Genomic DNA, 22,420 nt, shown 5'->3' with positions numbered 1-22,420 from the left:
CATTAAATCGGGGAATTTATGAAATATTCGCGGGGGACGCGAATGAAGTTGTCCCTTAGCCTACCACAGGCAATAAAAAACCCGGTTTGCCAAAGGCAAAGCCGGGTTTTGTAATTCTGGATACGTAATAAATTAACGCTTCGAGAACTGTGTTTTCTTACGTGCTTTCTTAAGACCCACTTTCTTACGCTCAACTTTACGAGCGTCGCGAGTAACAAAGCCAGCTTTACGTAGAGTAGGACGAAGTGACTCATCGAACTCCATAAGCGCACGAGTGATACCGTGACGGATAGCACCAGCTTGACCAGTAGTACCACCACCTTCAACAGTGATGTAAAGGTCAAACTTTTCAATCATTTCAACTAGCTCTAGAGGCTGACGAACAACCATGCGAGAAGTTTCACGACCGAAATATTCTTCGATAGAACGTTGATTGATTACGATGTTGCCAGTGCCTGGGCGTAAGAAAACGCGAGCACTTGAACTTTTACGACGACCTGTACCGTAGTATTGATTTGCCATGAGTTAGTGCTCCTTAAATGTCTAGAACCTGAGGCTGTTGTGCAGCGTGGTTATGCTCGGTACCTGCGTAAACTTTAAGCTTACGGTACATTGCACGGCCAAGAGGACCGCGTGGAAGCATGCCTTTAACAGCTTTTTCGATGATCATTTCAGGCTTTTTAGCTTGAAGTTTCTCGAAGTTGATAGACTTAAGGCCACCTGGGAAGCCAGTGTGTGCGTAGTACATTTTGTCTTGAGTCTTGTTACCAGTTACGGTTACTTTTTCCGCGTTGATAACGATGATGTAATCACCAGTATCGACGTGAGGAGTATACTCAGCTTTATGCTTACCGCGCAGGCGACGAGCGATCTCAGTAGCGATACGACCTAAAGTTTTACCTTCAGCGTCAACTACGTACCAGTCACGTTTTACTGATTCTGGCTTAGCAACAAACGTTTTCATTTATAAAAATCCAATGTTTACAATTATAAAACCACAAGCAGAAATCTTTCTGCTGCTCTATTAAATGTGCTTCAACCCCTTCGAGTTTAAGACTTAACCCTCAGTAGTGGCTAAACATACCGAGGTAGAACGGCAAGTGGTAGGCGCGGGAGTATACCAGAGCACCTTAAGGATTACCACTGCTTCGCTGTTTTTTTGTGCGCTTTCTAGGCGAAAGGTAGCGGCGACATAACACGCCGCCGAGATCAGGCCAAATGAGGGCGTTTTAGGTATTCGTGCGACTGCATTTCCTGCAAGCGGCTAATGCAACGTTTGAACTCAAAGTTCAGTCGCCCATCGCTGTATAGCTGCTCGATGGGCGCCTCTGCGGAGATGATCAAGGTGACGTTGCGCTCATAAAATTCATCGACCAGGGCGATAAAGCGGCGCGCCGCATCGTCATTATGCTGGCCCATCTGCTTCACATTAGCCAATAGCACCGTGTTATACAAGCGCGAGATCTCCATGTAATCGACTTGTGAACGTGCGCTCTCGCACAACTGTTCAAAATCAAACATCACGATACAGTCACTGACCATGCGGGTGCGTATCATCCGCCCTTCGATTTCGATTTCTTCATCGGCGCGTCCGGGTTCCGGCGACAGCTGCTCAAAATAAGCAAAGAGGTTTTTATCCGCCTGTTCGTCCAAGGGGCTGTGAAAAATCTCCGCCTGTTCCAGGGTACGCAAACGGTAATCGACCCCAGAATCAACGTTTACCACCTCGGTATTGGCTTTTACCAACTCAATGGCGGGCAGGAAACGCGCTCGTTGTAGACCGTTTTTATACAAGTCGTCGGGGACAATATTCGATGTCGCCACCAAGATGATACCGCGCTCGAATAAGGCCTCCATTAAGCCCCCCAAAAGCATGGCATCGGTAATATCCTGGACGAAAAATTCATCAAAACAAATGATATCCGTTTCGCTTTTAAGCTTATCGGCCACCACCAAAAGAGGATTCTTAACCTCTTGTAATTGTTTTAATTCATGATGAACCCTGTGCATAAAGCGGTGAAAGTGCACGCGCATTTTGCGTTCCGTGGGCAAGGCTTCATAAAAGGTATCTACCAGGTAGGTCTTACCACGGCCAACGCCACCCCAAAAATAAAGCCCTTTAATGGTCTTCGTGCTATCCTTGGAGAAGAGTCTTGCGAATAAACCGGCCGGCTTTGACGGTTGCGCGACCATATCATCGAACAGCCTTTGCAGGTGCCTTACGGCATTTTCCTGAGCGGCATCATAGAGAAAGTCGTCACGCTGTAAGTCTTGTTGGTATTTTTGCCAAGGTGTCATGATAGTAACGGCGTACAAAGAGGTAAATTTTCGCGCTATCTTAACACGGCTCATAACAAAGCGTATATTTGGCTAGGAAAGTTTTCATAAGGGGAAATCTATGTCCACAATCACTTGGATAGGGGTGGTAATCATTATCGCCGCAGGCAGCTTCTTTGTTGGCGGCTGGTTTACAAAAAAACGCTTTAAACAGGAAGAATTGGAACAACAAGCTGAAAAAGCACAAAGTGAGCTGGAGCAATATCGCCAGGATGTTGCCGATCACCTAGACAGCACCAACAAACTGATCAATAAGCTTAAAGACAACTATGAGCAGTTAGCTCACCATGTACAGCAAAGCGATCATTTATTGCTGAGCAAAAAAGACCTGGATGATAGTCAGCCGTTTTTCTCCAAAGAAACCACGGAGCAGTTGCAGGCGTCCTTGAGTCAACGCCCCGAGCGCCATTCAAGCAACATAGTTCACGACAGTCAACCAACCGACTATGCCGCCGGTGAATCCGGACTGTTTCGAGACGAGAAAAAAGACACTGAACAAAGACAATCTGCTTGATAATTAAGCAGTCGTTCTACCCTTGAGGAACTAAATCAGCGTCCCCATAGTCAGTATAGAAAATAGCTTTATAGGTACCGGGCTGCCCCGCAGCCCTCTCTTTTGGAGTTTGTCTATACTATGAAAATGAAGTTATCCGTTCTTAGCGCCGCAATTTTATCGGCCACCCTCTTTATGCAGCCCGGTCTTGCCGAGGCAAAATTACCCGTCGCCGTTGATGGCCAACAACTCCCCACCCTAGCACCCATGCTGGAGCGTGTCACACCGGGTGTTGTCAGTATTCGTGTCTCCGGCTCCAAGGAAGTTCGTGGTCGTGTCGACCCATTCGACTTTTTCTTTGGCCGCCCGCAGCCCCGCTCACAAAAGCGCCCCTTTAGTGGCTTAGGCTCGGGCGTAATTATCGATGCCGACGACGGTTATATCGTCACCAACAACCATGTTATTGACGATGCCGAAGAAATGCTGGTGACCTTAGAAGATGGTCGCGAGTTTGCCGCCAAATTGATCGGGGCCGATAAGGAGTCGGATATTGCCCTCTTGCAAATTGAGGGCAAAGACCTGACCGAAATTAAACTGGCCGACTCAGACAAATTACGCGTCGGCGACTTCTCCGTGGCCATAGGTAACCCATTTGGTTTGAGCCATACGGTCACCTCGGGTATCGTCAGCGCCCTGGGCCGCAGTGGTCTTAATATCGAAGGGTACGAAGACTTTATTCAAACCGATGCCGCCATCAACCAGGGTAACTCAGGTGGTGCCCTAGTGAACCTTAAGGGTGAGCTGATCGGCATCAACACCGCCATCCTCGGTGCCTCAGGCGGCAACGTGGGCATCGGCTTTGCCATTCCCTCGAACATGATGAAAAATCTGGTCGATCAAATTATTGAGTTTGGCCAGGTACGCCGTGGCTCACTGGGGATCTCCGGACGCACGCTGGATGCCGGTTACGCCGAAGCACTGGACCTGGATGTGAAGCGCGGTGCCATGGTGGAACGCGTGGTCGAAGACTCGGCAGCAGAAAAAGCAGGCATTAAGGCCGGCGACGTGATCATCAGCGTAAACGGCAATGATATTCGCAGCTTCCAGGAGTTACAGGGCAAGATTGCAACCCTGGGTGAAGGTAAAGAAGTGGAAATCGGCCTCTATCGTGATGGCGATGAAATCGAGGTGGAGGTCACCCTGGCCGCCGCCGGTGATATTGCCAAAGAAGCGGCGGAAGTGCACCCGGCCCTGGCCGGTGCCGAGCTCGAGTCCGGCAAACGTAACGGCGTTAAAGGCGTGATAGTCAACAGCGTCGACCCCCGCTCGGTAGCCGCCCGTATCGGCTTAGAGGAAGGGGATGTCATCACCCAGGTGAATCGTCAGCGCGTGGAAACGGTGCGCGAGTTAAGCAGTACCATTGCCGAGATCCGCGGCAATATCGTCCTCGTGGTGCGGCGCGGTAACAGCACCTTCTTCGCACCAATACAATAAGTGCGGTCTCTACATATCACAATTCAACAGCGGCGCCCTTGCCGCTGTTGTTACTTCTGTGCCATCATTGTTAATTCAACTAACTAATAATAATTATTAATTACGTGCTAAAACAAATCAGATTTGTGCTCGTGCCGCTGCTAAGCGGTTTGGGGCTCGCCTTTATTATGGTGTTGGCTACCCCCTCGCTACGGGATGCCCTACTGCCGCTGTTGGCAAGCGACGGCTTTAGCGGCTCGCATATGAGCTATGCCACCGCCGTAAAGCGCGCGGCTCCCGCCGTGGTCACTGTGTATTCCGAACGTATTTCCACCCAGCCACGCTATATGCAACAGCAAAGCACGGTGTCGGAAATTGGTTCTGGTGTATTGATGAGCACCGATGGCTATATTCTTACCAACTATCACGTTATCAACAGCGCCGATGTGATCATGGTGATGCTAAGCGATGGCCGCCACTTTAGTGATGTACAACTGGTGGGTTTCGATACCGTCACCGATCTGGCCTTATTAAAAATAAAAGCACAAAACCTGCCCACCATTCCCATTGATGAAGCCTTTTCACCCCAGGTAGGCGATGTGGTCCTGGCCATAGGTAATCCACTAAACCTAGGGCAGACCATTACCCAGGGCATCATCAGTGCCACGGGTAAGCAACGCCTCACCGACAGCTCGCACTCCAGTCTCTTGCAGATGGACGCCGCCATTAATGTCGGCAACTCCGGCGGCGCCTTGGTTAACTCCCATGGCGATCTGGTCGGTATTACCTCGGCCCAGTTTAAGACCCGCAGTAACCTGGATATTCAAGGTATCTTTTTTGCGGTGCCCTATTCCTTGGCCAAGGATGTAATGGACAAGCTGATCCGCTATGGCCGCGTGGTGCGCGGTTATATGGGCATGGATGTGACCGCCGTCGATAAACAAGGGCGCGACGTTACCAATAATAAAATGGCCATCGCCGGTATGCGCATTAATAAGCTCGACCCCTTAGGGCCGGCTTGGCAGGCGGGTATAAAGGAAGGCGATATCGTGATTCGTATGGGCGGTCACTCGGTCAGTAATATTCAGCAAAGCCTGGAGCGTATCGCCAATACCAACCCGGGCACCGAGCTTGAGGTTGAGCTCTACCGCGATGGCGAGCTACATAAGCTTACGGTTACCGTGGCCGAGCTCGAAACGCGCATGTAATAGCCACGCATCTAATGCTATTGATATAAAAAAAGCTGCCATCTGGCAGCTTTTTTTATTGTCTTACTGTTACTCGCTTACGCGCTTGATGTTGGCGCCTAACGCAGTAAGCTTGTCTTCGATATGCTCATAGCCTCTATCAACGTGATAGATGCGGTCGACTCGGGTTTCCCCTTCGGCAATGATGCCGGTCAGGATCAAACTGGCCGAGGCGCGTAGATCCGTGGCCATCACCCGTGCACCACTCAACTTAGGGGTATCGCCACAAATAGCGGTATTGCCCTCAAGACGAATGTCAGCGCCCATACGCTGTAACTCAGGCACATGCATAAAGCGGTTTTCAAAGATAGTTTCCGTGATGGTAGCGCTGCCCTTAGCAACCACGTTCAAAGCGGTGAACTGGGCCTGCATATCGGTCGGGAAACCTGGGTGCGGCAAGGTTTTAATGTTTACCGCTTTCAATTCGCGATCGCGCATATCCAGATAAATTGTATTCTCTGTGACCTCTATATGAGCATTGGCTTCGCGTAGCTTTTCAATGACCGGCTCTAGGCTCATGTAATCCGTGTTCTTACACAGGATATCGCCTTTAGCCATGGCCGCAGCCACCAAGAAGGTGCCGGTTTCGATGCGATCGGGCAAGATGGCATGTTCACAACCGCCTAGACGCTCAACCCCTTCAATCTCGATGCGGCTGGTGCCGGCACCGCTGATCTTAGCACCCATGTTGTTAAGGTATTTTGCCAAGTCGCTGATTTCGGGTTCGCGGGCGGCATTTTCCAATACCGTTTTACCTTCCGCCAGAGTTGCCGCCATCAGCAGGTTTTCCGTAGCTCCAACGCTCACGGTGTCCATAAAGATTTCCGCCCCTTTTAGGCGACCGTCTACCTGGGCGTGAATATAGCCATTTTCCACCTCAATCTGCGCACCCATGCGGCGCATGCCTTGAATATGGATATCGACGGGGCGGGCACCGATGGCACAACCGCCGGGCAAAGACACTTGAGCTTTGCCAAAACGGGCCAATAAGGGGCCTAGCGCCAATACCGAAGCTCGCATCTGTTTTACCAGTTCATACGGCGCCAAGATGTTGTCAACGGTGCCACCGTCGACAATCAGATTATCGTCTTGCCAATACACCTCGGCACCCAGCTCTTTAAGCAGGGCTTCGGTGGTATTGATATCGCGTAATTTAGGGACATTGCTAAAACAGCTTTTGGAGTCCGCTAACAGGGCCGCAAAAAGAATCGGCAGGGCGGCATTCTTCGCCCCGGAAATGGTCACCTCACCGCTTAACGGCGTGCCACCTTGAATAATAAAATGGTCCATTGCTAAGCCCGTTATTGCGGTAGGATAAATTTGCGTTCGCGCTGCCATTGATCCGGCGTAAAGGCACGAATAGAAACAGCGTGGATGGTACCGTCTGAGATTTGTTCCATCAGCGGCTTATACACTAACTGCTGTTTTTTGACCGGGGTTAACCCGTCAAAGCAGTCACCCACGGCAATCACCTGATAGTGGGTACCTTCAACTTTAACGATTACTTCTTCGAGCCCTAGCTCTTCTTTCAATAAAGCTTCAACTTGACTGCTTTGCATTACTCTCACTCAAATATATTGTCGACCTGACCCAACTGCATCAACTTTTGCAATTGTTCAGGGATATGCTGCAATCGCAACTCTTTACCTTGCTTATGAAGTTGCGACAAGCTGTCTAACAACCAGGCCAACCCAGCGGTATCAACGTGACTCACGTCGTTTAAATCCAGTGCCACCGTTGCACTGCTACTGGTGAGCAGTTGCTGTACCAAGGTTTTATCGGCAACACTATAACGGGTTAATTCACCGCTGAGTGTAAATTGGTCATCACTTTGTTGTAATAAGGTCAGGCTACTCATCGCCACCTTCACCACGAAACTGAACTGGCAGTTTACTTTTCTTCTCTAGTAAATCAATGACATGTTCAATGCCTTCCTGACGCAAAATGCCATGTAGCTCACTTTGTTTAGCATCAAGCAAGCTAATGCCTTCGGCTATCATGTCATAAGCGCGCCATTGATTGCTATTATCCTTACGCACTTTGAAGCCAATATCAATGTCTGGCTTACCTGGGTCTTTAATCGTGGTTTTCACCACCACCACCGAATTGTCGCCAAACTCCTTAGCCGTATCGAATTCCACGGTTTGGTTGGTGTATTGAGTAAACACACCGGCATAGGTGGTCACCAGGTAATCCCTGAACACGTCCATAAAGCGCTTAATATTTTCGATGGCCTGCTTTTTCTCTTGCGGATCTTCGATATTACGGGCTTTTTGGATATAGCTTGCCAACACACGGTAAGAAGCATACTTATAGTCGATGTAAGGAAGCAGCTCTTCCTCCACGATCACCTTAAGGTATTCTTTATCGGCGGCAATCTTGCTTTGGTCATGCTCAATACGCTTAAAGGTTTTATCCGCAACCTGGCGCACCATGATATAAGGGTCGCTTAAATCGATTTCCATCGCCTGCACCTGGGGCGCAAGCAGTAAAAACAACCCTGCTAAGAAACTAAAAACCTTATCCATAACTACTACTCGCTACCTTGATTGAATAGAAATTGGCCGATTAGTTCTTCCAATACCAAGGCCGACTTGGTATCGGTGATCATATCGCCGTCCTTTAACGCTTTTGACTGCACTCCAAAGATGGCATCAATCGATAACTCATCATCTTGTTGGGACTCAGCCACGGCATTACCCAAACAGGTTTGTTGCGCCTGATTGCTGGCAATCACCGGGTTAAGACCCAAATATTGCTCACCTAAAATTCCCGATGTAAGAATCGATACCGAAGTGGCATCAGAGAACTTACATTCATAGGCTTTGTCTATGGCCATATAGACCACGGGTACAAACTCACTCGGATGTACCTGGATTGTTTCAACACGGCCAATGACTACCCCACCCACCTTGATCGGTGCACGGGTTTTTAGTGATCCTATATTTTCAAACTTAGCCTGCAATGAATAAGTGCCATTACTGCCGGTTAGACCTGCATTGGCCACTTTCAGTGCCAACATAACCAACGCGGCAACGCCCAGAGAGACAAATAAGCCGACCAAAATTTCAATTTTTCTCGAATTCATGGTGTTAATCCTTTAGCCGCCAAACATCACGGCGGTCAAAATAAAATCGAAGCCAAGCACGGCCAGTGAAGAATGGACAACGGTTTCCGTTGTCGCTTTGCTGATCCCTTCCGAAGTAGGTACGCAGTCATAACCCTTGTACAAGGCTATCCAGGTAACCAACAAGGCAAATACACAGCTTTTAATGATGCCGTTGAGTATGTCTTTCTCAAACGAAACCTGGGCTTGCATGATTGACCAGAAACTACCGCGGTCAACACCAAGCCAATCAACGCCGACCAGGTGCGCGCCAAGGATGGCCACCGCAGAGAAGATGAGTGCCAGCGCGGGCATGCTGATCATGCCTGCCCAAAAGCGCGGCGCAATAATCCGCTTTAATGGGTCCACTGCCATCATTTCCAAACTGGTAAGCTGTTCGGTGGCCTTCATTAAGCCAATTTCTGCGGTCAGCGCGCTGCCTGCGCGCCCGGCAAATAATAAGGCCGTTACCACAGGACCCAATTCACGCAGTAAGCTCAGTGCCACTAGCGGCCCCAAACTGTCCTCGGCACCATAATCGACCAGCACGTTATGGCCCTGTAGCGCCAGCACCATGCCGATAAACAAACCGGATACAACAATAATAATCAGGGATAAAAAACCCACCATGTAAAGCTGGCGGATCAACAGCGGTGTGCCCTTGCGAAAATTGGGCATACTCAACAAGGCGCCCAACAGCATATAAGTAGCGCGACCCATGGAGGCGAAGCGGCTTAGCGTTTTATGCCCCAGGCGCTGCCAAAATTCGAGCAAAGCAGACATTATGACAATAACTCCTGCTCATAAGGCTGAGCATCAAAATGAAATGGCACAGGGCCATCGGACAAGCCCTGTAAAAACTGTTGTACCAAGGGCGATTCATGCTTGCGTAGCTCGTCCGGACTGCCCTCACCGATCACGCCTTTTTCGGCGATGATAATCACGTGATCGGCGATGCTCATCACCTCGGGCACATCATGGGTTACGATCAAAGAAGACAGGCCCAGCACGTTATTGAGCGACTTAATCAATTTCACCAAGACCCCCATGGAGATAGGGTCTTGCCCGGCAAAGGGCTCGTCGTACATGATAAATTCCGGGTCCAGGGCGATGGCACGCGCCAGTGCGGCACGACGAGCCATACCACCCGAAAGCTCGGCCGGCATCAAGTCTTTAGCACCACGCAAACCCACGGCTTGCAGCTTCATCAGGACGATAAGACGGATTAATTCTTCACTTAGTTGGGTATGCTCGCGCAGCGGAAAAGCGATGTTGTCGTACACCGACATATCGGTAAATAAGGCGCCACTTTGGAACAGCATACTCATTTTTGTGCGCGCCTTGTAGAGAGCCGCACGATTCATGCTGGGAATGCTTTGACCTTGAAAGAGAATATCGCCACTATTTGGCTTGAGCTGACCGCCGATCAGTCGCAGCAAGGTGGTTTTACCTATGCCGCTGGGCCCCATGATGGCGGTGATTTTCCCCTTGGGGATGTTTAGGCTCATATTCTGATAGATAACGCGCTCCGCGCGTTTGAAGGTAACATCCTTGATTTCAACGATTGGTTGCGACAAGTCGCTCTCCCACTATTTTTCTATCATGTGACCCGACATTTTAAAGTTTTTTTGCGCCGAGGGAAAAAAGAATCTGTAAAAATTTGTAAGATCATTCAACAAAGCTGTAATAGCGACAATTTACGTGCGTTTTTTTACACAATTACAACGGCTTTTGTTACTATTTGCGCCAGTATTTTTTCTAACTCATTGGCTTTGCACTCATGCTCACTTCTTTTGCCATTCTCGTCGCCGGTTTTGTCGCCCTCGTTTGGAGTGCCGACCGCTTTGTCTTTGGCGCCGCGGCCTTGGCGCGTAACCTTGGCGTACCCGCTTTAATCATAGGTTTAACCGTAGTCGCCATGGGCTCATCGGCCCCGGAAATGATGGTGTCAGCATCGGCAGCGATGGCCGATAAAACCGATACCGCGGTCGGCAATGCAGTGGGCTCAAACATTACCAATATTCTCCTGGTGCTGGGTATTACCGCCTTATTGCGACCCCTTTCCGTGTCCTCGGTGACCCTTAAACGTGAAATGCCCCTGGTGTTGGTGGTGTCCCTCGTCGCTTGGTTCATGTTTACCGACAATTATTTTTCTGGGCTCGAAGGTTGGTTGTTATTGGTGGGTTTTGTCGCCTTTATCGCCTTTCTTATCGTCATTTCACGCCAGCAAAAAAACGCTCAGGAAGACCCCTTTGTCAGCGAAGCCTGCGATGAAATCCCGAAAGGCGTAAGCACCAAAAACGCCGCCCTATGGCTGGTCGTCGGCATAATCTTACTGCCGCTCAGCTCCCATTTTATCGTTTCATCGGCGGTGGAAATTGCCCAATATTTTGGCCTGAGTGACCTGGTAATCGGCCTCACCATTATCGCCATTGGCACCAGCTTGCCCGAACTGGCCGCCTGCGTGGCCGGGGTGTTGAAAAACGAAGACGACCTGGCGCTGGGTAATATCGTCGGTTCAAACCTATTCAATATCCTTGCCGTGCTTTCCATCGCCGGTATTCTCAACCCTGCGGTCATTGACCCTGCTGCGGCCAACCGCGACGCCCTGGTAATGATCGCCGCGACCCTAGTGTTAATCGCTATGAGTTTGAACTTTCGTGGTGCCCGACGCATCAACAGGTTAGAAGGAGGCATGTTGCTGGTCGCATTTTTTGCCTACCAAGGATATATTTTTAGTCAGATAGCATAGAGTAAGCGTATATGACACAAAGCTACATCGCTTCCGCCCAACGGGTGATAGAGACCGAAGTTCTTGGTCTTAAAGAGCAGCTACAGCATTTAGACGAGCAGTTTATTCAGGCCTGTGAACTGATGAAAGCCTGCGCCGGACGCATTATCGTTGTCGGCATGGGTAAATCCGGTCATATAGGAAACAAGATTGCCGCGACCCTGGCCAGCACCGGCACCCCGGCCTTTTTTGTGCACCCGGGAGAGGCCAGTCATGGCGATTTGGGCATGATCACGGCACAGGATGTGGTCTTGTTGATCTCGAATTCCGGCGAGACCCATGAAATTGTCAGTATTATCCCGGTGATTAAACGCATTGGCGCCGCCCTGGTGGCAATGACCGGCAATCCCCAGTCCAGTATGGCCACTTTAGCGGATCTGCATATCTGTATCGGCGTTTCTCAGGAAGCCTGTCCCTTGGGCCTGGCCCCTACCGCTAGTACCACGGCAACCTTGGCCATGGGCGATGCCATCGCCGTCGCCCTGCTCGAAGCCAAAGGCTTTACCGCCGATGATTTTGCCCTGTCTCATCCCGGCGGCAGTCTAGGCAAACGTTTATTGCTGACGCTCAACGACGTGATGCACAGCGGCGATAGCGTGCCTCGCTCGCACCAATCACAAAGCATAAGAGAAGCCTTATTGGAAATTTCCAGTAAAGGTCTGGGTATGACCGCGGTGATCAATGACGACCAACAACTGGTTGGATTGTTTACCGATGGCGACCTGCGCCGCGTGCTGGAGCAACGCATCGACATTCATAACACCGCCCTGCTTGAGGTGATGACACCGAACTGCACCACGGCCAACGCCAATATGCTGGCCGCCGAGGCGCTTAATATCATGGAACAAAAGCGTATCAACGGCCTTATCGTCATCGATCAGGCCCGTCGCCCGGTAGGCGCCCTGAATATGCAAGACCTACTACGAGCGGGAGTGATCTAATGCAATTTTCCGATTTGTATCAGCCCATCGACCAGGATGCCTGGCAACGAGCGCAAGCGGTCAAGTTACTGATCTGTGATATCGACGGGGTGTTTTCCGACGGTCGCATCTATCTCGGCAATCAGGGTGAAGAGCTCAAAGCCTTCAACACCAAAGACGGCTTTGGCATTAAGGCCTTGTTGAATAGCGGCACCCAAGTCGCGGTGATCACCGGGCGCCAGTCTCAGATAGTGCAAACCCGTATGGAAAGCCTGGGCGTCCCTTATATCTATCAGGGCCGTGAACATAAACTCGACGCCTACGCCGAACTCAAGCAAACCCTCAATCTGAATGACGAACAGGTCGCTTATATCGGCGATGATGGTCCGGATTTGCCGGTAATGGAAAAGGTGGGTTTTGCCGTGGCCGTGAATGACGCGCACCCTTTGGTGAAACGTGTTGCCCATTACACCACTATGCTGCCAGGCGGCTTTGGTGCGGTACGCGAACTCACCGACCTGCTGATACTGGCCAAGGGCGGTAGCCTGGGCACCGAGGGCACCAGCTCATGAACATGGCGCGGGTGCTGATATCCATCGTTTTTATTGCGCTCATGGCCTGGCTGTGGGCGCCCTATTATATGCAATCGGAAAAAACGGTAAAAAGCACCAGCGACACCATTGCCATCCCGGATTACATTGCTACCGGGCTGCGACAAAGCAGCTACAACGATCAGGGCGCGTTAAGCCACACCGTATATGCTGAACATATGGAGCTCTTCGACGAACTGGGTTTTACCCACTTCAAAAAACCTGTGTTTACCCTGTATAACGACGGTGAACGCTGGCGTGTCACCGCCGACGAGGCAACGCTCTACAATAACAATATTTTGATCTTGGAAAACAACGTCATCGCCACCAACTTAATACCAGGGGCAATGATCGAAAAGGTCCAAGCAGCAGCTATCCAAATAGACATTGATGCCCAACGTATGGAGTCGGAACAAAGTGTTGAGCTCAGGGGACCGGATCTACTGATCACCGGTCAGGGCTTGAAAGCAGATATCAATACAGAGATAGTGGAACTAATAAAACATACGCGAACGGTATATTATGACCAGTAAATTCAAAGCATTAATCATAGGTTTGGGATTCGGACTAGGCGCTGTAAATGCCTGGGCAGAGCAACCAAGCGCGGTGACGGAAGTACAGATCGACGCCGATAAACAACAAGCGCTGATCAAAGAAAACATCACTATTTTTGATAAAAATGTGCACATTGTTCATGGTCAACGAGAGATCAAGGCGGATCGCCTTGAGGCCCACCGTCGCCCGGAGCTAGGTGATAACAAGCAGCTGCTTATCGCCACCGGCAACCCAGCTATTTACAGTGAAACCATGGCCGATGGCACCCAGATCACCGCCTCTGCCAAGGAAATTCGCTACGACGTGGCCACGCAAATGCTGCAAATCTCGGGTACCGCCAAAATCGCCATGGCCGATCAACAGATCGTTGCCGAGACGATCAGCTATGATATAAACAAGCAGCTAATCAGTGCCGAAAAAGATAAAGATTCGAGCACCCGAGTGCGAACCACACTAACGCCACAAACCGACGAAAAGAAAGAGAAGGAACAACCATGACCACGCTGAAGGCGCGCAAACTGGCGAAAAGCTATAAGGGCCGTGAAGTGGTCAAGGACGTGGGTCTGGAAGTCAAAGCCGGCAGCATAGTCGGTCTGCTTGGCCCTAACGGTGCCGGTAAAACCACCACCTTCTACATGATTGTGGGCCTGGTGCCGAGCGACAAGGGCATGATCAGTATCGACGAGCAGGACATCACCCTGCTGCCAATGCATTCGCGCGCTCGCTTGGGAATAGGCTATTTGCCACAGGAGTCGTCGATTTTCCGTAAATTAACCGTCTATCAAAACCTGATGGCGATTTTGGAAACGCGCAAGGAGCTTGATAAAAGCGCCCGTGAAAGCGAGCTGGAAGGCTTGCTGGACGAATTTAACATCCAGCATATTCGCGACTCATTAGGCATGGCCCTGTCCGGCGGCGAACGCCGACGCGTGGAAATTGCTCGCGCCTTGGCCGCTAACCCGAAATTTATCCTGCTCGACGAACCTTTTGCTGGTGTTGACCCCATTTCGGTGCTAGATATAAAGAAAATCATTGAACACCTCCGCAACCGTGGCATCGGCGTCCTTATCACCGACCACAATGTGCGCGAAACATTAGACGTATGTGAAACTGCCTATATCGTCTCCCATGGCGAATTGATCGCATCAGGAACTCCCCAGCAGGTATTAGCAGACCAAACCGTACGCGATGTGTATTTAGGTGAGCAGTTTAGGCTTTAATCACAAAAGGATTGTTAGAGTACATGAGGCAATCATTACAGCTGCGCTTAGGCCAGCAATTAACAATGACCCCACAATTGCAGCAGGCCATTCGCCTGTTGCAGCTCAGTACTTTGGATCTCCAACAAGAAATTCAAGAAGCACTTGATGCGAACCCCTTGCTCGAAATCGAAGAAGAGCATTACGGCGACAGCGACCTGCCGCGCGATAAAAACTCGGCGGCCGACGGCGACAGCCAAAGCGAACACAGCGCAACCAATCAAGACGAAGTTGAAAGTTCCGACGCACTAAATAATGACTCGATCAGCGACGAACTGCCCATGGACGTATCCTGGGACGAGTACATCAGCGCCGCCCCGGTCGCTTCATCGGCGCCTATGCCGGATGATGAGTCCATCTATCAGGGGGAGACCACGGAAACCCTGCACGACTATCTGATGTGGCAATTGCGACTGACGCCCTTTAGCGCCACCGATGAAGCCATTGCCACCGCAATTATCGAAGCCATCGACGACAACGGCTTACTTACCCTTAGCACCGAAGAACTGCTCGAAAGTATCAGCCATGATGAGCAGGAAGAAGAGATCGAGCTAGACGAAATCGAAGCCGTGCTAAAGCGCATCCAAATGTTTGATCCCATTGGGATTGGCGCCCGTTCACTACAAGAATGCTTGTTGATCCAGCTCAATCAATTTTCACCTCAAACCCCTTGGCTTAACGAGACGAAAGAGGTAGTTTGTAATTATATTGATTTGCTTGGTAACCGTGACTATCGCACCTTAATGAAAAAGACTAAGCTTAAAGAAGCGCAGTTGAAAGAGGTGATGACACTGATACACAGCCTGAATCCAAAGCCCGCCGCGACCATAGTGCGTGAAGAGTCGGAATATGTGATCCCGGATGTATCGGTGAAGAAGGTCAAGGGGCGCTGGAAGGTGGAGTTAAATCCCGACAGCATGCCAAAGATACGTGTGAACGATCACTACGCATCTCTAGGTCGCAACTGCAAATCACAAAGTGACAGCCAATTTATTCGCTCTCACTTGCAAGAGGCAAAATGGTTTATTAAGAGCCTGGAACAACGCAATGACACCTTACTTAAAGTAACTAATTGCATTGTTCAGCAACAACAGGCATTCTTTGAACATGGCGAAGAAGCAATGAAACCTATGGTCCTCAATGACGTTGCAGAAATGGTGGAAATGCATGAGTCAACAATCTCTCGCGTTACCACACAAAAATACATGCACACGCCACGTGGGATCTTTGAGTTAAAGTACTTTTTCTCCAGCCATGTGAATACCGAGAATGGAGGTGAATGCTCATCCACCGCGATTCGAGCATTGATCAAAAAGCTAGTAGCCGCGGAAAATCCTGCCAAGCCGTTAAGCGATAGCAAGATTGCCGACATACTAGCAGAGCAAGGAATCAAAGTGGCTCGACGAACGATTGCAAAATATCGTGAATCGTTGGCCATTCCACCGTCAAATCAACGTAAAAGCTTGATATAGACGTTAGACAAGAAGGAAAATGCTTATGCAATTAAATCTTACCGGTCGTCATGTAGAAATCACAGACTCTCTTCGCAACTATGTGAATAGTAAATTTGCTAAACTAGAGCGTCACTTTGACCATATTAATAATGTGCATGTCATTCTTGATATTGAGAAACTCACACAAAAAGCAGAAGCAACACTTCATGTAAACGGCGGCGAATTGTTTGCCACCGCAGAGCACCAGGATATGTATGCGGCGATCGATGGCTTAATTGATAAATTAGACCGCCAGGTAATCAAACATAAAGAGAAATTGTCTCGTCATTAAAATGAGCTTAGATTTACTTTTTTCCAAGGACTGCAGCAAAGCTGCGGTCCTTTTTAATAGCAAAAAAAGAATGTTGGAATACCTCTCTCAGGTAGCCCACCAGCATATCCCCCACCTTAGCGAACAAGCCATACTGGATTCGCTCCTGGCCCGTGAAAAGCTTGGCAGCACAGGCATAGGGAAAGGGGTTGCCATTCCTCATGGTCGTCTTGATGGCATAGAGCAAACCGTGGCCATTATTGTTACCAACCGTGAAGCGATCAATTTTGATGCCATCGACAACCGCCCCGTAGATATCTTTGTGGCACTGCTCGTACCAGGCAATCAATGTGAACAACATCTCAAGACCTTAGCGAAAATTGCTGATAAACTTAAAGATAAACAGCTATGTAAGCAGTTAAGAGCGGTCACCAGTGATCAAGAGCTTTACCAGTTAATGGTCGCCTAAGGCGCAGTTACCCAAAGCTCGACGGAACAGCTCGGCAGTTCAACCAGGATGATAGGCTCAAATAGCTCAGGTGTTTAACTTGATGCCGGCGTAAAGGCTCGGCAAGGGGTGTGGATAAATGGATTTGATTATTGTCAGTGGGCGCTCTGGTTCCGGTAAATCCGTCGCCCTGCATGTGTTAGAAGATCTCGGCTACTATTGTGTCGATAACATCCCAGTCAACCTATTGCCCGCCCTGGTGCGCAGCGTATCCGACAACTACGATAAAATTGCCGTCAGCATAGACGTTCGCAACCTCCCCAAAGAAGAACAAGAATTTAGCGATATCCTCGGCTACTTGCCGGAATTCTCGCAACCGACCCTGTTTTATCTCGACAGTGACGAGCAAACCCTGATCAAACGCTTCTCGGAAACCCGACGCCTGCATCCGCTGTCGATGCAAAATCTGCCTCTGGATTTGGCCATTCGGGAAGAAAAGCAGTTGCTGGATGTCTTAATCACCCATGCCAACTTTATCATTGATACCAGTGAGTTAAGCGTGCATCAGTTGGCGGAGATGATCCGCGAAAAGGTACTGGGTAAAAAAGACAAACAATTATTGATCACCTTCGAGTCTTTCGGCTTTAAACACGGCATCCCAAAAAATGCCGACTATGTCTTCGATGCCCGTTTTTTGCCTAACCCGCATTGGGAGCCCGAGCTCAAGCCCCTGACAGGCCTCGACCAACCGGTTAAAGACTACCTGGCCAGCCACAGCATAGTGCAAAAATTTACCTGGCAAATTCAAACCTTTGTGCAAACCTGGTTACCCCATTTAGAGCGCAATAACCGCAGTTATCTCACCATCGCCATCGGCTGTACCGGTGGTCAGCACCGCTCCGTCTATCTGGCACAAACCCTGGGCGAGCGCTTTATGGACACCTACTCTAACGTGAAAATTCGCCACCGCGAGCAGGAGGGCTAGACTTGATGGAAGCCACCTTTGTTATTCAAAACAAGCTAGGATTGCACGCCCGCGCCGCCTCACAACTGGCGCAATTAGCAATGAACTTCGACGCCAAGATCACCCTCTATCAGGGCGAGAAAAGCGCCGAAGCAGACAGTGTTCTGGCCTTGTTGCTACTTGAAAGCGGCCAGGGCAAGGAAGTTAAAGTCGTATGTGAAGGCAGTGACGAAGAAGGCGCGCTCGCCGCCATTGGCCAGCTCATCGCAGAAAAATTCCACGAGCAAGAGTAATTCACCACGCTGTAATACGAAATAAGCACTCTCGGTTCAGGCCCTAGCGGTTATTTACTTTGGTAACTTAAGGGGAGTTAAGGTAAACTAATGTGGCGCCTGTAAGTGCCTGCTTATCAGGACGTTATCCATCCGCAGAAATATTTTGATAAGGGATGCCTATGCCTGAAGCCTTTGAACAAGAAAACCCGCTCCAACCACTTCAAGAGATCACTGAAGCACTCAATAGCGGTCAATTTGTTCATGTACGTCGGCTTCTAGCAAAAACGGCTCCCTGCGACACCGCCCTTTTACTCGAATCATCGCCCCATAAGACGCGCTCTAAACTCTGGACCTTAGTCGATCCCGACGTTCAGGGTGACGTACTCGAAGAACTGTCCGAAGACGTACGACTTAGCATCATTGCGCGCATGGAGCCGGAACACATTGCCGCGGCGACCGAGGATATGGACGACGATGACCTCGGTGAAGTACTACGAAGCCTGCCGGAGCCCGTATATAAAGACGTAATCGACGCCATGGATAGCCAGGATCGAGACAGGGCAACCACGGCGCTTTCCTATCAGGAGCGTTCTGCCGGGGCTTTGATGAACACGGATACCGTGACCATCCGTCCCGACGTATCCATCGATGTGGTGTTGCGTTACCTGCGTTTAAAGGGCGATCTGCCCGAGGGCACGGATGAACTCTATGTGGTCGACAAAGACAATTGCTTTTTAGGCTCACTGCCGCTTACCTCGCTACTCACCACCATGCCCGATGCCATAGTGCGCGAGGTGATGGACGAGGAATGCGAAGTCATTCCCATTACCATGGACGAGTCGGAAGTGGCGCAACTGTTCGAACGTCATAACTGGATCTCAGCCCCGGTAGTGGATGATCAGGCGCACCTGCTGGGTCGTATTACCATCGATGATATCGTTGACGTCATCCGCGAAGGCGCCGAGCACAGCATGTTGAGTCTCGCCGGTCTTGACGATGAAGAAGATACCTTTGCCCCGGTTGTGAAAAGTACCAAGCGACGCTCTATCTGGTTGGGGGTCAACCTGCTTACCGCCATGTTGGCGGCCTTTGTGGCCAGCTTTTTCGAAACCACCCTGGGTATTTTACCCTTCTTAGCCGTGCTTAACGGCATAGTGCCGTCCATGGGTGGCGTTGCCGGCTCGCAGACCCTGACCCTGGTTATTCGTGGTCTGGCCCTGGGTCATATCAACGACACCAACCAAAAGTTCCTCTTGACCAAGGAGCTGGCCATCGGTGCTCTTAACGGCGTGCTGTGGGCGATACTCATAGGCAGTGCCATTGCCCTGTGGAAATGGGATATCACCATAGGCCTGGTGATTGCCTTTGCCATGTTTATGAACCTGCTGGCCGCCGGTATCGCCGGAGCGGTGATCCCGCTGATTCTCAAGCGCATGAATATCGACCCGGCCCTGGCGGGTAATGTGGTCCTTACCACGGTCACGGATATCGTCGGTATCTTCGCCTTCCTCGGCACCGCGACCTGGTTCCTGATCTAGCATATAGAGCCTAAGCCCAGACATGCTGGGCTTTTTTGTGCGAGTTCACAGTTCATTATTACGCAGCTCTGGAATATCCGTCAGGTATTGCACAAACTCCACTTCAAAACCCGCGGGGTCGATAAAATACACATTGCGACGATAGGGGTTATCCATCCCGTCTTTGGCGATAGCAAAGCCCGCATGCTGCAAGCGCTCTATCACCCCTTCGATATCCTGAGTGACATAGGCGAAATGCGCCAAGCCGGGCTGGTGCCCCGCTAAGTCACGATTTTCACCCTCACCGTTATTGCTCAAGGCAATGTAGTGATACTCATCGCCAAAGTGCAGCCAGTTGCGCGGCTTACCGGACCAAGTCCCTTCGCCCTTGCTGCGTACCAGCCAGTGCGGGAAGGCAGCGCGATAAAAGCGCAGCGATTCATTGATATCCGTGACCACTAAATTCACATGTTCTAAATACATCACTCTCTCCTAATTTGGTTTTCATTATTTAACTTAGGAAAGACTGTAAAACCTCAACTTAAGTTAAGGTAAAGCATAAAATGAAAAAAAGCGCCCATCAGGCGCTTTAAAGCTATTCGAGAAATAGATGCTGGGATTATTCGCCGGCTATCTGCATTTGCTCAATCAGCACTGAGCCGGTGAGTACCCCACCGCGCGGGTCGATGTCGCCACCTATGCCGACGATACCCTTAAACATGTCTTTAAGGTTACCGGCTATGGTAATTTCACTCACCGGATACTGAATTTCGCCGTTTTCAACCCAGAAACCGGCAGCGCCGCGGGAGTAATCACCGGTCACTGTATTAACACCCTGACCCATCAACTCGGTCACCAATAAACCGCGTCCCATCTGTTTCAGCAGTGCCTTTAAGTCCTGGTGAGTTTGTTCCACCAGCCAGTTATGAATGCCACCGGCGTGACCGGTTGCCGTCATACCCATTTTGCGAGCTGCATAGCTGGCCAGGAGATAGGTTTTTAGCTCACCGCCGTGAATAATTTCACGGTCCTGAGTTTTTACCCCTTCAGAATCAAAGGGTGAAGAAGCAAAGCCTTTAAGCAAGTGTGGGCGCTCACTAATATTAACTATATCGCTGAACACCTTAGTATTTAGGCTATCAAGCAAGAAGCTGGATTTACGATACAAGGCGCCACCACCTATGGCCCCAACGAGATGGCCAAACAATGAGTTGGCCACATCGGCACGGAAAATCACCGGTACCTTCATGGTGCCCAGCTTTTGACTATTTAAGCGGGCCAGGGTTTCGCTGGCCGCTTCCAGACCCACTTCGCTGGCCGCCTTCAGGCCGCTTTGCTCACGGGCTATGGTGTAGGCCGAGTCTCGCTGCATGTGCTCCCCTTCCTGACCTATCACCATGGTACTGATGCTATGACGGGTACGCGGGAAACCAGCCAACATACCATGGCTGTTGCCATATACGCGCAGGCCCTGATGGCTGCTGAAACTGGCGCCATCTGAGTTGACGATGCGCGCATCAAAGTTCAGCGCTGCGTGCTCCGCTTCCTGACAAATTTCAATGCCTTGCTCCGGCGTCACCTGCCAAGGATGGTAAAGATCCAGATCCGGCGGGCTCATCTCCAATAGCTCGGCATCGGCAAGGCCATTGCATGGGTCTTCCGAGGTGTACTTGGCAATTTCAATGGCCTTTTCTACCACCGAGCGCAAGGCTTGTGGGCTAAGGTCTGCGGTTGATGCCGAGCCTTTCTTGTTGCCCACATAAACACTCACACCCAAGCCGCCATCTTGGTTAAATTCGATGGTCTCGACTTCGCCCAAGCGGGTGCTCACAGACAAACCACTGGTGCTCGACATCGCCGCTTCGGCGGCCGTGGCTCCAAGCTTTTTGGCCTGCTCTAAGACTTCACTGACGGCGTCTTTTACTTCGTCGATTTGCTGGTAAATCGCCGCAGATTCGTTTTCTTGCATAATTCGTTTCGCTCTTGAATCCAATGACCCTAGCCTACCACAAAGCATCCCACTAATTTAGTGATATCATGCCTAACCGCCAGCACTTTGCTCACGGTGTTAACCAGCCTCGCGCAATTTTCCAACCACTTACCCAAACGAATTGGTATAATAACGACAAAGTGCATTAGTCGAGACCAGTATGGCCAAAAAACCGCAACCCGAAGAAGAGATTATTTACGTATCTAAAAGCGAGCTTAAGCGCGATGCCATGGAGTACCATGAGCTAGGCATAGAGATTGCTAATCTATCGAAAAAGCAACGCGAGAAGCTGCCGCTTAGTCCCGACTTGGAAGCTGCGATGGACCTGGCCGACCGTTTGAAGGATAAAAAGGACGCCTACCGTCGGCACTTAAACTATATTGCCAAAACCCTGCGTAGCACCACCAATGTCGAAGACATTCATCAGGCAATGGCCATTATTACCAATAAGAACAACCAAAAAGACGTGATCATCAATCATATCGAGCAAACACGTGATGATCTAATCGCCCAGGGCGATGCCAGTCTTAATGCCCTGCTAGAGGAATACCCGCAGCTGGAGCGCCAACGTATGCGCCAGCTTATTCGCCAAGCGGCAAAAGAGGTTAAACAGGAAAAGCCGGGCAAGGCCTTTAAAGAGCTATTCCAGATCCTTAAAGATTTAATGCTTTAGGCCTGAGGCCTAAACGAA

Annotated in this window: 28 protein-coding genes; 16 read left to right on the top strand and 12 right to left on the bottom strand. The window is 50.2% G+C overall.

Going from position 1 to position 22,420, the window contains the following annotated elements; genetic code table 11:
• Nucleotides 1–132 precede the first annotated feature (132 nt).
• The 3 genes from rpsI to zapE all read right to left on the bottom strand — a co-directional run bounded on the left by rpsI (nucleotide 133) and on the right by zapE (nucleotide 2,298).
• On the bottom strand, nucleotides 133–522 hold the full coding sequence (gene rpsI, locus KD147_RS05970; protein ID WP_105187994.1) for a 30S ribosomal protein S9: 390 nt from the start codon (nucleotides 520–522) through the stop codon (nucleotides 133–135).
• 13 nt (nucleotides 523–535) lie between these two features.
• Complete coding sequence (gene rplM, locus KD147_RS05965; RefSeq protein WP_105187995.1) at nucleotides 536–964, bottom strand: 50S ribosomal protein L13; 429 nt, start codon at nucleotides 962–964, stop codon at nucleotides 536–538.
• A 245-nt stretch (nucleotides 965–1,209) separates the two neighbouring features.
• Complete coding sequence (gene zapE / locus KD147_RS05960; protein WP_212547350.1) at nucleotides 1,210–2,298, bottom strand: cell division protein ZapE; 1,089 nt, start codon at nucleotides 2,296–2,298, stop codon at nucleotides 1,210–1,212.
• 100 nt (nucleotides 2,299–2,398) lie between these two features.
• On the opposite strand from zapE, the gene KD147_RS05955 reads away from it, so the two are divergent.
• The 3 genes from KD147_RS05955 (at nucleotide 2,399) to KD147_RS05945 (ending at nucleotide 5,511) form a co-directional block, all read left to right on the top strand.
• Entirely contained in the window at nucleotides 2,399–2,851 is a 453-nt protein-coding gene (locus KD147_RS05955) for a Z-ring associated ZapG family protein (protein WP_212547222.1), read from the top strand.
• A gap of 120 nt (nucleotides 2,852–2,971) precedes the next feature.
• On the top strand, nucleotides 2,972–4,324 hold the full coding sequence (locus KD147_RS05950; RefSeq protein ID WP_105253652.1) for a DegQ family serine endoprotease: 1,353 nt from the start codon (nucleotides 2,972–2,974) through the stop codon (nucleotides 4,322–4,324).
• 104 nt (nucleotides 4,325–4,428) lie between these two features.
• Nucleotides 4,429–5,511 carry a trypsin-like peptidase domain-containing protein gene (locus KD147_RS05945; protein ID WP_212547221.1) on the top strand — a complete coding sequence of 361 codons (1,083 nt, stop codon included), beginning with the start codon at nucleotides 4,429–4,431 and terminating at the stop codon, nucleotides 5,509–5,511.
• A gap of 69 nt (nucleotides 5,512–5,580) precedes the next feature.
• Here the strand turns inward: KD147_RS05945 and murA are convergent, their stop codons facing one another.
• Genes murA through KD147_RS05910 form a run of 7 tightly spaced genes read right to left on the bottom strand, consistent with a single transcriptional unit; the run spans nucleotide 5,581 to nucleotide 10,233 of the window.
• Nucleotides 5,581–6,840, bottom strand: coding sequence for a UDP-N-acetylglucosamine 1-carboxyvinyltransferase (murA, locus tag KD147_RS05940; RefSeq protein ID WP_105253650.1), 1,260 nt, complete (start codon nucleotides 6,838–6,840; stop codon nucleotides 5,581–5,583).
• Between the two features lie 11 nt (nucleotides 6,841–6,851).
• Entirely contained in the window at nucleotides 6,852–7,109 is a 258-nt protein-coding gene (locus KD147_RS05935) for a BolA family protein (RefSeq protein ID WP_105253649.1), read from the bottom strand.
• A 5-nt stretch (nucleotides 7,110–7,114) separates the two neighbouring features.
• Nucleotides 7,115–7,408, bottom strand: a complete 294-nt coding sequence (locus KD147_RS05930) for an STAS domain-containing protein (protein WP_212547220.1) — start codon at nucleotides 7,406–7,408, stop codon at nucleotides 7,115–7,117.
• Nucleotides 7,401–8,078 (bottom strand): MlaC/ttg2D family ABC transporter substrate-binding protein, encoded by a 678-nt coding sequence (locus tag KD147_RS05925; protein WP_105253647.1) that lies wholly within the window; start codon nucleotides 8,076–8,078, stop codon nucleotides 7,401–7,403. The genes KD147_RS05930 and KD147_RS05925 overlap by 8 nt, the downstream gene beginning before the upstream one ends.
• A gap of 5 nt (nucleotides 8,079–8,083) precedes the next feature.
• Nucleotides 8,084–8,638 (bottom strand): outer membrane lipid asymmetry maintenance protein MlaD, encoded by a 555-nt coding sequence (gene mlaD / locus KD147_RS05920; protein ID WP_105253646.1) that lies wholly within the window; start codon nucleotides 8,636–8,638, stop codon nucleotides 8,084–8,086.
• Nucleotides 8,639–8,650: 12 nt separating this feature from the next.
• Nucleotides 8,651–9,439: a lipid asymmetry maintenance ABC transporter permease subunit MlaE gene (gene mlaE, locus KD147_RS05915; RefSeq protein ID WP_442792636.1), complete on the bottom strand. Its 789-nt coding sequence runs from the start codon at nucleotides 9,437–9,439 to the stop codon at nucleotides 8,651–8,653.
• The gene (locus KD147_RS05910) at nucleotides 9,439–10,233 is read right to left on the bottom strand and encodes an ATP-binding cassette domain-containing protein (RefSeq protein ID WP_105253645.1); all 795 of its coding nucleotides are present in this window, start codon (nucleotides 10,231–10,233) and stop codon (nucleotides 9,439–9,441) included. Before KD147_RS05910 ends, mlaE begins: the two co-directional genes overlap by 1 nt.
• Before the next feature lie 203 nt (nucleotides 10,234–10,436).
• Between KD147_RS05910 and KD147_RS05905 the strand changes: the two genes are divergently transcribed.
• From KD147_RS05905 to mgtE, 12 genes are all read left to right on the top strand, one after another.
• Nucleotides 10,437–11,408 (top strand): calcium/sodium antiporter, encoded by a 972-nt coding sequence (locus KD147_RS05905; RefSeq protein ID WP_212547219.1) that lies wholly within the window; start codon nucleotides 10,437–10,439, stop codon nucleotides 11,406–11,408.
• 11 nt (nucleotides 11,409–11,419) lie between these two features.
• Nucleotides 11,420–12,388, top strand: coding sequence for a KpsF/GutQ family sugar-phosphate isomerase (locus KD147_RS05900; protein WP_212547218.1), 969 nt, complete (start codon nucleotides 11,420–11,422; stop codon nucleotides 12,386–12,388).
• Complete coding sequence (kdsC, locus tag KD147_RS05895; RefSeq protein ID WP_105253642.1) at nucleotides 12,388–12,939, top strand: 3-deoxy-manno-octulosonate-8-phosphatase KdsC; 552 nt, start codon at nucleotides 12,388–12,390, stop codon at nucleotides 12,937–12,939. The genes KD147_RS05900 and kdsC overlap by 1 nt, the downstream gene beginning before the upstream one ends.
• Nucleotides 12,936–13,490, top strand: coding sequence for an LPS export ABC transporter periplasmic protein LptC (lptC, locus tag KD147_RS05890; RefSeq protein ID WP_105253641.1), 555 nt, complete (start codon nucleotides 12,936–12,938; stop codon nucleotides 13,488–13,490). The genes kdsC and lptC overlap by 4 nt, the downstream gene beginning before the upstream one ends.
• Entirely contained in the window at nucleotides 13,480–14,010 is a 531-nt protein-coding gene (lptA, locus tag KD147_RS05885; RefSeq protein ID WP_105253640.1) for a lipopolysaccharide transport periplasmic protein LptA, read from the top strand. The genes lptC and lptA overlap by 11 nt, the downstream gene beginning before the upstream one ends.
• Nucleotides 14,007–14,732, top strand: a complete 726-nt coding sequence (gene lptB, locus KD147_RS05880; protein WP_105253639.1) for an LPS export ABC transporter ATP-binding protein — start codon at nucleotides 14,007–14,009, stop codon at nucleotides 14,730–14,732. The genes lptA and lptB overlap by 4 nt, the downstream gene beginning before the upstream one ends.
• Before the next feature lie 23 nt (nucleotides 14,733–14,755).
• A complete protein-coding gene (locus KD147_RS05875) occupies nucleotides 14,756–16,243 on the top strand; it encodes an RNA polymerase factor sigma-54 (RefSeq protein ID WP_212547217.1) in 1,488 nt (495 codons plus the stop codon).
• 25 nt (nucleotides 16,244–16,268) lie between these two features.
• Entirely contained in the window at nucleotides 16,269–16,556 is a 288-nt protein-coding gene (hpf, locus tag KD147_RS05870) for a ribosome hibernation promoting factor (protein WP_022945550.1), read from the top strand.
• Nucleotide 16,557: 1 nt separating this feature from the next.
• Nucleotides 16,558–17,004, top strand: coding sequence for a PTS IIA-like nitrogen regulatory protein PtsN (gene ptsN, locus KD147_RS05865; RefSeq protein WP_105253637.1), 447 nt, complete (start codon nucleotides 16,558–16,560; stop codon nucleotides 17,002–17,004).
• A 118-nt stretch (nucleotides 17,005–17,122) separates the two neighbouring features.
• Nucleotides 17,123–17,968 (top strand): RNase adapter RapZ, encoded by an 846-nt coding sequence (gene rapZ / locus KD147_RS05860; RefSeq protein WP_105188012.1) that lies wholly within the window; start codon nucleotides 17,123–17,125, stop codon nucleotides 17,966–17,968.
• A 5-nt stretch (nucleotides 17,969–17,973) separates the two neighbouring features.
• Complete coding sequence (locus tag KD147_RS05855) at nucleotides 17,974–18,240, top strand: HPr family phosphocarrier protein (RefSeq protein ID WP_105188013.1); 267 nt, start codon at nucleotides 17,974–17,976, stop codon at nucleotides 18,238–18,240.
• Nucleotides 18,241–18,401: 161 nt separating this feature from the next.
• On the top strand, nucleotides 18,402–19,760 hold the full coding sequence (gene mgtE / locus KD147_RS05850; RefSeq protein ID WP_212547216.1) for a magnesium transporter: 1,359 nt from the start codon (nucleotides 18,402–18,404) through the stop codon (nucleotides 19,758–19,760).
• 45 nt (nucleotides 19,761–19,805) lie between these two features.
• Here mgtE and KD147_RS05845 read toward each other — a convergent pair whose 3' ends face one another.
• Entirely contained in the window at nucleotides 19,806–20,222 is a 417-nt protein-coding gene (locus KD147_RS05845; protein ID WP_212547215.1) for a VOC family protein, read from the bottom strand.
• Between the two features lie 136 nt (nucleotides 20,223–20,358).
• On the bottom strand, nucleotides 20,359–21,708 hold the full coding sequence (pmbA, locus tag KD147_RS05840; protein ID WP_105253634.1) for a metalloprotease PmbA: 1,350 nt from the start codon (nucleotides 21,706–21,708) through the stop codon (nucleotides 20,359–20,361).
• Between the two features lie 181 nt (nucleotides 21,709–21,889).
• Between pmbA and yjgA the strand changes: the two genes are divergently transcribed.
• A complete protein-coding gene (yjgA, locus tag KD147_RS05835) occupies nucleotides 21,890–22,402 on the top strand; it encodes a ribosome biogenesis factor YjgA (protein WP_105253633.1) in 513 nt (170 codons plus the stop codon).
• The last annotated feature ends 18 nt before the right edge of the window (nucleotides 22,403–22,420 follow it).

This window comes from Pseudoalteromonas sp. BDTF-M6 (assembly GCF_018334135.1).
In the GTDB taxonomy this organism is placed as follows: domain Bacteria; phylum Pseudomonadota; class Gammaproteobacteria; order Enterobacterales; family Alteromonadaceae; genus Pseudoalteromonas.
Note: the sequence above shows the minus strand (reverse complement) of the source record. Positions and strands in the feature narration are given on the sequence as shown.

Coding starts and splice junctions, on each gene's coding strand:
- mlaE (WP_442792636.1), bottom strand. CDS start 9,439: ATGTCTGCTTTGCTCGAATTTTGGCAGCGCCTGGGGCATAAAACGCTA.
- lptB (WP_105253639.1), top strand. CDS start 14,007: ATGACCACGCTGAAGGCGCGCAAACTGGCGAAAAGCTATAAGGGCCGT.
- ptsN (WP_105253637.1), top strand. CDS start 16,558: ATGAGCTTAGATTTACTTTTTTCCAAGGACTGCAGCAAAGCTGCGGTC.
- zapE (WP_212547350.1), bottom strand. CDS start 2,298: ATGACACCTTGGCAAAAATACCAACAAGACTTACAGCGTGACGACTTT.
- kdsC (WP_105253642.1), top strand. CDS start 12,388: ATGCAATTTTCCGATTTGTATCAGCCCATCGACCAGGATGCCTGGCAA.
- hpf (WP_022945550.1), top strand. CDS start 16,269: ATGCAATTAAATCTTACCGGTCGTCATGTAGAAATCACAGACTCTCTT.
- rpsI (WP_105187994.1), bottom strand. CDS start 522: ATGGCAAATCAATACTACGGTACAGGTCGTCGTAAAAGTTCAAGTGCT.
- KD147_RS05875 (WP_212547217.1), top strand. CDS start 14,756: ATGAGGCAATCATTACAGCTGCGCTTAGGCCAGCAATTAACAATGACC.
- KD147_RS05905 (WP_212547219.1), top strand. CDS start 10,437: ATGCTCACTTCTTTTGCCATTCTCGTCGCCGGTTTTGTCGCCCTCGTT.
- KD147_RS05950 (WP_105253652.1), top strand. CDS start 2,972: ATGAAAATGAAGTTATCCGTTCTTAGCGCCGCAATTTTATCGGCCACC.
- KD147_RS05855 (WP_105188013.1), top strand. CDS start 17,974: ATGGAAGCCACCTTTGTTATTCAAAACAAGCTAGGATTGCACGCCCGC.
- mgtE (WP_212547216.1), top strand. CDS start 18,402: ATGCCTGAAGCCTTTGAACAAGAAAACCCGCTCCAACCACTTCAAGAG.
- rplM (WP_105187995.1), bottom strand. CDS start 964: ATGAAAACGTTTGTTGCTAAGCCAGAATCAGTAAAACGTGACTGGTAC.
- rapZ (WP_105188012.1), top strand. CDS start 17,123: ATGGATTTGATTATTGTCAGTGGGCGCTCTGGTTCCGGTAAATCCGTC.
- KD147_RS05925 (WP_105253647.1), bottom strand. CDS start 8,078: ATGGATAAGGTTTTTAGTTTCTTAGCAGGGTTGTTTTTACTGCTTGCG.
- KD147_RS05935 (WP_105253649.1), bottom strand. CDS start 7,109: ATGCAAAGCAGTCAAGTTGAAGCTTTATTGAAAGAAGAGCTAGGGCTC.
- pmbA (WP_105253634.1), bottom strand. CDS start 21,708: ATGCAAGAAAACGAATCTGCGGCGATTTACCAGCAAATCGACGAAGTA.
- murA (WP_105253650.1), bottom strand. CDS start 6,840: ATGGACCATTTTATTATTCAAGGTGGCACGCCGTTAAGCGGTGAGGTG.
- KD147_RS05955 (WP_212547222.1), top strand. CDS start 2,399: ATGTCCACAATCACTTGGATAGGGGTGGTAATCATTATCGCCGCAGGC.
- KD147_RS05930 (WP_212547220.1), bottom strand. CDS start 7,408: ATGAGTAGCCTGACCTTATTACAACAAAGTGATGACCAATTTACACTC.
- KD147_RS05845 (WP_212547215.1), bottom strand. CDS start 20,222: ATGTATTTAGAACATGTGAATTTAGTGGTCACGGATATCAATGAATCG.
- lptA (WP_105253640.1), top strand. CDS start 13,480: ATGACCAGTAAATTCAAAGCATTAATCATAGGTTTGGGATTCGGACTA.
- lptC (WP_105253641.1), top strand. CDS start 12,936: ATGAACATGGCGCGGGTGCTGATATCCATCGTTTTTATTGCGCTCATG.
- mlaD (WP_105253646.1), bottom strand. CDS start 8,638: ATGAATTCGAGAAAAATTGAAATTTTGGTCGGCTTATTTGTCTCTCTG.
- yjgA (WP_105253633.1), top strand. CDS start 21,890: ATGGCCAAAAAACCGCAACCCGAAGAAGAGATTATTTACGTATCTAAA.
- KD147_RS05900 (WP_212547218.1), top strand. CDS start 11,420: ATGACACAAAGCTACATCGCTTCCGCCCAACGGGTGATAGAGACCGAA.